Consider the following 7,190-nt stretch of genomic DNA (forward strand, 5'->3'; position numbering starts at 1 on the left):
GTCGCCGTCGCTCAAGCCTTCGGCGTGCTTGCCTTCGAACTCCGCGAAGAGATCGCCGGGCATCTTGCCCATGATGTTGACCAGCATGTTGAGGCGGCCGCGGTGGGCCATGCCGACCACGATTTCCTGCACGCCGTTTTCCCCGGCGTGATTGACCACCTCGTCCATGGCCGCGATGAAGCTTTCCCCGCCTTCCAGCGAAAAGCGCTTCTGGCCCACGTATTTGGTGTGCAAGAAGCGCTCGAGACCTTCGGATTCGGTCAGTTGCTGCAGGATATGGCGTTTATGTTCCGCGGAGACCGGCGGCGCGCTGAGCGTCGATTCCAGCCGTTCCTCGATCCATCGCTTGACCGCCGGATCCGAGCAATGCATGAATTCGGCGCCGATGGTGCGACAGTAGGTGTCGCGCAAGTTCTTCAGGATATCGCGCAGCGTCATCGTGCTGGCGGTCGTGAAGTAGGTGTTGGTCGCGGAATAGACCTGGTCCAGATCGGCTTCCGTCAGGCCGTAGAACGCCGGATCCAGTTCGGGAATCGTCGGCCGTTCCTGCCGCTTGAGCGGATCCAGGTCGGCGTAGCGCGAGCCCAGCGTGCGATAGGCGCCGATCAGCTGCTGCACCGAAATCTGCTTGGACGCGACGGAAAGGTCCGGCTCCTGGGCGCGATGCACAAAACCGTTGGTGCGCGCGCGCTGCGCGAACGAGGCAACGATAGGGGCGTGGGCCTGGTCGCGGGTGCTTTCCTGGCCATCGGTGGCGGGCAGGTGCTGCAGCGAATCGAAATAGCTGCGCCAGTTATCCCCGACGGAAGCAGGATTGTCGAGATAGGCTTCGTAGAGCTCTTCGACGTAGGGAGCGTTGCTCCCGAACAGATATGAGGTGGACTTGGATTCGATCTCTGTGGACATATAACGCTTCACCTTACCGGGTGCTTCACCCGTTGCGATGCAGGAAAACCTTCCGCGACACGGCTCAACCGGTTGGCGGATAGCGGGGGCAGAAGGCACGTACAAGCCTTGATAGCCGTATCGAAGCAGTATAGCGCTTTGTATGACCGCTCGCGCGGCGAGCCCACCGCAGGATCGAAGGGGCGCGTCCGACTGCCATATTTTGCGCATATTTCGTGGCAGGACGGAGACAAACCGGCCGGTTCTGGCACCGGTTCAGGCGCCGGTCAGGCGGCAGGATCGGGGTAAGGGTGGACGAGGCGTATCGCGGCGGCGAATTTACGCCGCGCTGCAACAAGCTTCCGCTGGCGCTTTCTGATGAAATACGCGGTCGGCCCGCTCACGTCGCCACGCCTGCGTCCGCAACCTGGACGTCCCCGCCCCGATCACGGGCGCCCCGCGACACCGATCCACCCGACCGCCGCAGCCGCCGCGCCTCGCCGCGCGCGCACGGCGGTCCGCACCTGGCACCGTTTTCCCTTTCCCTGATAAAGGCTGTACCGCAATGGACGACACCCTCACCAAACTGGCCCTGGATTATCACGCCTTCCCCACGCCGGGGAAGATATCCGTCATGCCGACCAAAACCCTGGCCAACCAGGATGACCTGTCGCTGGCCTATTCGCCCGGCGTGGCCGCGGCTTGCATGGCCATCCACGCCAACGGAGACGAGGCCGCATCCAAGTACACCTCGCGCGGCAACCTCGTGGGCGTGATCACCAACGGCACGGCGGTACTGGGCCTGGGCAACATCGGGCCGCTGGCCGCCAAGCCCGTCATGGAAGGCAAAGGCTGCCTGTTCAAGAAATTCGCCGGCATCGACGTCTTCGACATCGAACTGGCCGAAACCGACCCGGACAAGCTGGTCGACATCATCGCGGCGCTGGAGCCGACGCTGGGCGGCGTCAACCTGGAAGACATCAAGGCGCCCGAATGCTTCTATATCGAAAAGAAGCTGCGCGAACGCATGAAGATCCCGGTCTTCCATGACGATCAGCACGGCACGGCCATCATCTCGTCGGCGGCCATCCTGAACGGCCTGAAAGTCGTGGGCAAGCGGATGGACCAGGTCAAGCTGGTGTGCTCGGGCGCCGGCGCGGCGGCCATCGCCTGCCTCGATATGCTCGTACAGCTGGGCATCCGCCAGGAAAACATCTTCGTGACCGACTCGCGCGGCGTCATCTGGGAAGGCCGCGAGCCCAACATGGAACCCAACAAGAAACGCTACGCGCAGAAGACCGACACGCGCACCCTGGCGGATATCGTCAAAGGCGCCGATGTTTTCCTGGGCTGCTCCACCGCTGGCGTGCTGACCGCCGACATGGTCAAGACCATGGCGGAACAGCCCCTGATCCTTGCCTTGGCCAATCCGGATCCGGAAATCCGCCCGGAAGTCGCCAAGGCGGCGCGGCCGGACTGCATCATCGCCACGGGACGTTCGGACTACCCCAACCAGGTCAACAACGTGCTGTGCTTTCCCTTCATCTTCCGCGGCGCCATGGATGCCGGCGCGACCCGCATTACCGAAGAAATGAAGTTGGCCGCCGTAAGGGCCATCGCCGAACTGGCCGAAGCCGAGCAGAACGACGAAGTGGCGCGGGCCTATGCCGGACAGGAACTCAGCTTCGGGCCGGACTACATCATCCCCAAGCCCTTCGACCCGCGCCTGATCGTCAAGATCGCGCCGGCCGTCGCCCAGGCCGCGGCGGATTCCGGCGTGGCGCTGCGCCCCATCCAGGACATGGAGGCCTACCGCCAGAAGCTGATGGGCTTCGTGTATCACTCGGGCCCGCTGATGCGGCCGCTTTTCCATCAGGCCAAGCAATCGCCCAAGCGCGTTATCTACGCCGACGGCGAGGACGAGCGCGTGCTGCGCGCGGTGCAGACGGTCGTCGACGAGAAGCTGGCCCGTCCCATCCTGGTGGGACGTCCGTCCGTCATCGAAATGCGCATCCGCAAGTTCGGCCTGCGCCTGGCTGCCGGCGATGACATCGAAATCGTCGATCCCGAGGACGACGATCGTTTCAACGAAACCTGGAGCGGCTACTACAAGATGCGCGGCCGCCAGGGCGTCACGCCGGCCATCGCCAAAGCCATGGTGCGCAAGCACAACACGCTGATCGGCGCCATGCTGCTGCAGCGCGGGGACGCGGACGCGCTGCTCTGCGGCGTCGGCAGCCGCTACGACAACCAGCTGAAATACGTCGACGAAGTCATCGGACGCAAGCCGGGCACCCAGGCATACGCGGCGCTGAACGTGCTGATGCTGCCCGACCAGACGCTGTTCATCGCGGACACGCACGTCAACGAGGACCCGAGCGCCGAGGAAGTGGCCGACATCGCCATCCAGGCGGCCGACGAAATGCTGCGTTTCGGCGTCGTGCCGAAAATCGCGCTGCTGTCGCATTCGAACTTCGGCAGCCGCAGCACGGCGTCCTCCAGCAAGATGGCCCGGGCCCGCCAATTGGTTTCCGAACGCGCGCCGCAGCTGGAAGTGGATGGCGAAATGCACGCGGATGCGGCGCTGTCCGAATCGATCCGCATGACGTCCTATCCGGACAGCTCGTTGAAGGGGCCGGCAAACCTGCTGATCATGCCCAACCTGGATACCGGCAACATCACCTACAACATGCTGAAGATGACCGGCAGCCGCGGCATCGCGATGGGCCCGATCCTGCTGGGCGCGGCGCGTCCCGTGCATATCCTGACCAACAGCGCGACGGTGCGCCGCATCGTCAACATGACGGCGCTGGCAGTGGTCGATGCGCAGCAGGAAGCGGCTGAAGCAGCGAAGCGGCGCTGATGCCCCCGCGGCGGCAAGACCGCGCCCGTGCCGGGTGCGGCTTGCCGCCGAAGAACTGAACGCGCTAGCCAGGGCATACTGCCTCGGCGAGATAAACGAGGAGCAGCTATCAGAACGCGGCTATGCCGACGATAAGCAAGCGCGGGCGAACGTCGCTGCCGCTGGCATGCGCCCTGTCACATCGATGGCGGGACCCCAACCCCGTCGTCACCAGATCGCGCTTCCCGACCCGGAGTCCATCTCGCTTCATTCCCGGCTGCGCACGCTCCGGCCATAGGAGCGACGGGCTGTCGATGCGCACACTCGCGCGCATAGTCTTCCAGGAGACTGCCTCTTGCGGTACAACGTAGGGCGAACCGCGGCGCCATGCCGCGTGTCATGGAGCACGTATGCTGACCGACGCCCTGCTCGCCTGGCTGCACTTCCTGGCAATCTTCACCCTGATCGTCCCGCTTGCCGCCGAAACGGTATTGCTGCGGCCCGACATGCCGGCATCCGTCGTACGGCGCCTTGCAAACTATGACCGCCTTTACCTTGCCTGCGCAGTGGCGGTCGTCGCGACAGGCCTGCTGCGGCTTTTCTATGGCGCCAAGGGCGCATCCTTCTATCTGCCCAATCCCTGGTTCCACGCCAAGATGGGGCTGTTCGTCCTGATCGCACTGCTATCGCTGCGCCCCACCGTCGCCTTCCTGAAATGGCGGCGCCAGGCCCGCATGCTGCCCGGCTTCGTGCCGACCAACACCGAGATCAAGCGCATCCGCCGCTGGGTTATGGTCCAGGCACACCTGTTCGGCTTCCTACCTTTGTTCGCCGTCCTCATGTCGCGCGGCATCGGTCGCTGATGGACGCATAGCGGCGGGAACCGTGGCGGCCTCGGTCGTTTATCGAACCGCGGGCGCGGAACCGCCGCCGCATCGCCAACACCAAGCTTGCCACGTGTTTCAACCTGGGTAGCGAGCAGCGCTTGCTTGCCCACCACGCGAGGCAAACTCCCCATGCCCGGTCCCATCCAGTCCGCCATCACCGGCCTCGGTCCTGCAGATCCGCCACCGGCGCCCCCGCCCATGCCCGAGGCCGCGTCCGGCCAGATCGCCCAGGCATTGGAATTCGTATTCAAAGCCACGGAGCTGGGCGACCAAGGTCGGCAGGCCCTGAAGCAATGGACCAGTTGGACAGCCTATGTCGCAACGCTGGCGGCCGATGACCCCCACCTGGACCGGTTGCCCGGCTGGAATATCGTCCTGCCCATCGACCATGCGGCCACCGCGCATAACCTGTGCCGCCTGTTGCTGCGAGCGGGGGAAGCGCCGGAAGTCGCACGGGATGCCGCCGCAATGTTCTGCGCATACCCGCCGTTCCCCCGCACGGAGGACGCGGCGGCGTACCGCCAAGCGTGCCGCGAATGGCTGGGCGAGCAGTTGCCGACGCATGCAGTTGCATTCGAGGCGCTGCCGGCCTGGACCCGGGAGATCGCCTTGCGCGCGGCCAACCTGGTCGGCAAGGACTGCCGCAGTACGCCGGGATGGCGCGGACTGGACTTCAGCTACCTGTGCGCCACCTACGCCAACTTCGGCGGATGCGATCTTGGCGACTGCGATTTCTCCAAGGCCGATGTACGTGGCGCCGACTTCAGCCAGGCCAATATCACCGGGGCCCGGTTCGACGATGATGCAACCATCGTGCAGGTCGCGCGCGAGAACCGCCCCGTGCCGCCCATCGCGCTGGGCGACACGCGCCACGTGTATCGCAATGGAAAAACGTGCAGCGACCACGGATACGCCAACATTTTCGACGACAACGAAATCCTGTGCGTCGAACCCCTCGCGTGGCGGGGGCAGCTGGACGACATCGCGGTCGGCCGCACGCACGACGGCCGGCACGTCGTCCAGCAACAGTCGACGCGCGGCTGCACGGCCGCGTCCGCCGCCATGCTCCTGCTGGACCGGGGACTCGATTTCGATCCCTGTGAATTGAAGTACAGAAGCGTGGCCATCGACGAACGCATCCACGCCGATATCCGCCACGCGGGCCTGGACGTACTCCAGACACAGGTCGAATCGCTGCAGGCCCTCGCCGTCCAGGTGAAAGCGGCCGGGCCGGCGGAAATCGGCATATTCGACCTGGATATGGGCAACCACAGCATCATCCTGGACGACGTGGACCTGGACAGCGGCAAAGCCCACGTGCGCGACCCGTATCACGGCTGGTCGATCACCATTTCCTTGAACGCCCTAACCAGCCGCATCCACTTTCCCGATCGCATCATCCAGGCGCTACGGCCGCGGACGGAACAGCCTTGACCCCCGCGCCACGAAGCTCGCTTTCACATATGGGGAAAGCGGCTCATCCGGGCTTGCCTTTCCCCCAACGCAGGCACGGTCACCATGCAGCTTTCTCTCGCCACTTTCATCCCATGCATCGAGGCCCGATCCAGCGATGCGGACCCCGCCGACAACCTGGCTCGTCGAATCGAAAATACCGTCCGCTCCGTGGCCAAAACAGCCAGGCTGGGCCGAGATGGACAACAGGCGCTGCTGCGATGGTCCGTCTGGGCGGCCTATGCCACCGCGCTGGACGTCTACGACCCTCACCTGAGCCAGCAACCGGGCTGGCGCATCGTCCTGCCCATCGACGACGTGGGCTGCAGGCAGAAACTGCACCGGCTGCTGCTGCGCGCCGGCGAATCCGCGCAGACGGCCCAGGATGCCGTCGACACGTTCTACAAAAACAATCCGATTCCGACGCTACGCGAGGCCGTCGAGGCAATCGATGGCAACGCATGCTCTTCGCCCGCGGTCGGCGCCTCGCTGCGCGAGACGGCATGGAGGGAGTGGCAAAGCAGATTGCCCCGTACTGACCTGCCGGAGGTAATCGTCCCCTTCGAAATGCTGCCGGCGCCGTTCAGGGAAGTCGCCTTGTTCGCCGCCGATCTGGCAGGCAAGGACTGCCGCAACACGCCCGGGCTGGCCCGGCTGGATTTAAGCTATTTGTACGCGCCCGAGGCGGATTTCCAAGGTTGCGATCTCAGCGACTCCAATTTCTTCCAGGCGGATCTCAGCCGCAGCAATCTCACGAACACGAAAATCCGCGGCACCATCCTTCCAGGTACGGCCCGGAAAGGCGCAACTGGCACGTATGCCCCGCCACCTCAGCCTTTGACGTCGCCGCGACATCCGGAGACCGCGCAAGGTGACCGCGCTCCCATCGAGCCTATGCCCGCATGGCGCGACGGGATGCTGATATAGGAAAGGACGATATTTTCCAAAGACCGTACCGCTTGCCATGCTTCCACTTCTGTCATCCATCATCCCCTGCATCTCATCGCGCCACGAGGCCGACCGACCGCGCCTGATGGCTTCGAGCGCCGCCACCGAAGCGCTGCAATCGCTTGCCGGCAGGTGCCGGCTCAGTACCAAGGGAACACGGGCCTTGCTGCAATGGA

At 64.5% G+C, this 7,190-nt stretch carries 5 protein-coding genes; 4 read left to right on the forward strand and 1 reads right to left on the reverse strand.

Annotated features, from left to right (window positions below; all coding sequences use genetic code 11):
* Positions 1-906: 2-oxoglutarate dehydrogenase E1 subunit family protein (locus ACO1P8_RS19150; protein WP_486297477.1), on the reverse strand; the 906-nt coding region annotated here is incomplete at its 3' end.
* Positions 907-1,450: 544 nt separating this feature from the next.
* On the opposite strand from ACO1P8_RS19150, the gene ACO1P8_RS19155 reads away from it, so the two are divergent.
* The 4 genes from ACO1P8_RS19155 (at position 1,451) to ACO1P8_RS19170 (ending at position 6,993) form a co-directional block, all read left to right on the forward strand.
* Positions 1,451-3,748: an NADP-dependent malic enzyme gene (locus tag ACO1P8_RS19155; protein WP_486297478.1), complete on the forward strand. Its 2,298-nt coding sequence runs from the start codon at positions 1,451-1,453 to the stop codon at positions 3,746-3,748.
* Between the two features lie 389 nt (positions 3,749-4,137).
* The gene (locus ACO1P8_RS19160) at positions 4,138-4,590 is read left to right on the forward strand and encodes a DUF2214 family protein (RefSeq protein WP_486297479.1); all 453 of its coding nucleotides are present in this window, start codon (positions 4,138-4,140) and stop codon (positions 4,588-4,590) included.
* Between the two features lie 153 nt (positions 4,591-4,743).
* A complete protein-coding gene (locus ACO1P8_RS19165) occupies positions 4,744-6,048 on the forward strand; it encodes a pentapeptide repeat-containing protein (protein ID WP_486297480.1) in 1,305 nt (434 codons plus the stop codon).
* An 84-nt stretch (positions 6,049-6,132) separates the two neighbouring features.
* Positions 6,133-6,993: a pentapeptide repeat-containing protein gene (locus tag ACO1P8_RS19170; RefSeq protein WP_486297481.1), complete on the forward strand. Its 861-nt coding sequence runs from the start codon at positions 6,133-6,135 to the stop codon at positions 6,991-6,993.
* Positions 6,994-7,190 lie beyond the last annotated feature (197 nt).

It is taken from the genome of Bordetella sp. (assembly GCF_057362025.1).

Coding starts and splice junctions, on each gene's coding strand:
- ACO1P8_RS19160 (WP_486297479.1), top strand. CDS start 4,138: ATGCTGACCGACGCCCTGCTCGCCTGGCTGCACTTCCTGGCAATCTTC.
- ACO1P8_RS19155 (WP_486297478.1), top strand. CDS start 1,451: ATGGACGACACCCTCACCAAACTGGCCCTGGATTATCACGCCTTCCCC.
- ACO1P8_RS19170 (WP_486297481.1), top strand. CDS start 6,133: ATGCAGCTTTCTCTCGCCACTTTCATCCCATGCATCGAGGCCCGATCC.
- ACO1P8_RS19165 (WP_486297480.1), top strand. CDS start 4,744: ATGCCCGGTCCCATCCAGTCCGCCATCACCGGCCTCGGTCCTGCAGAT.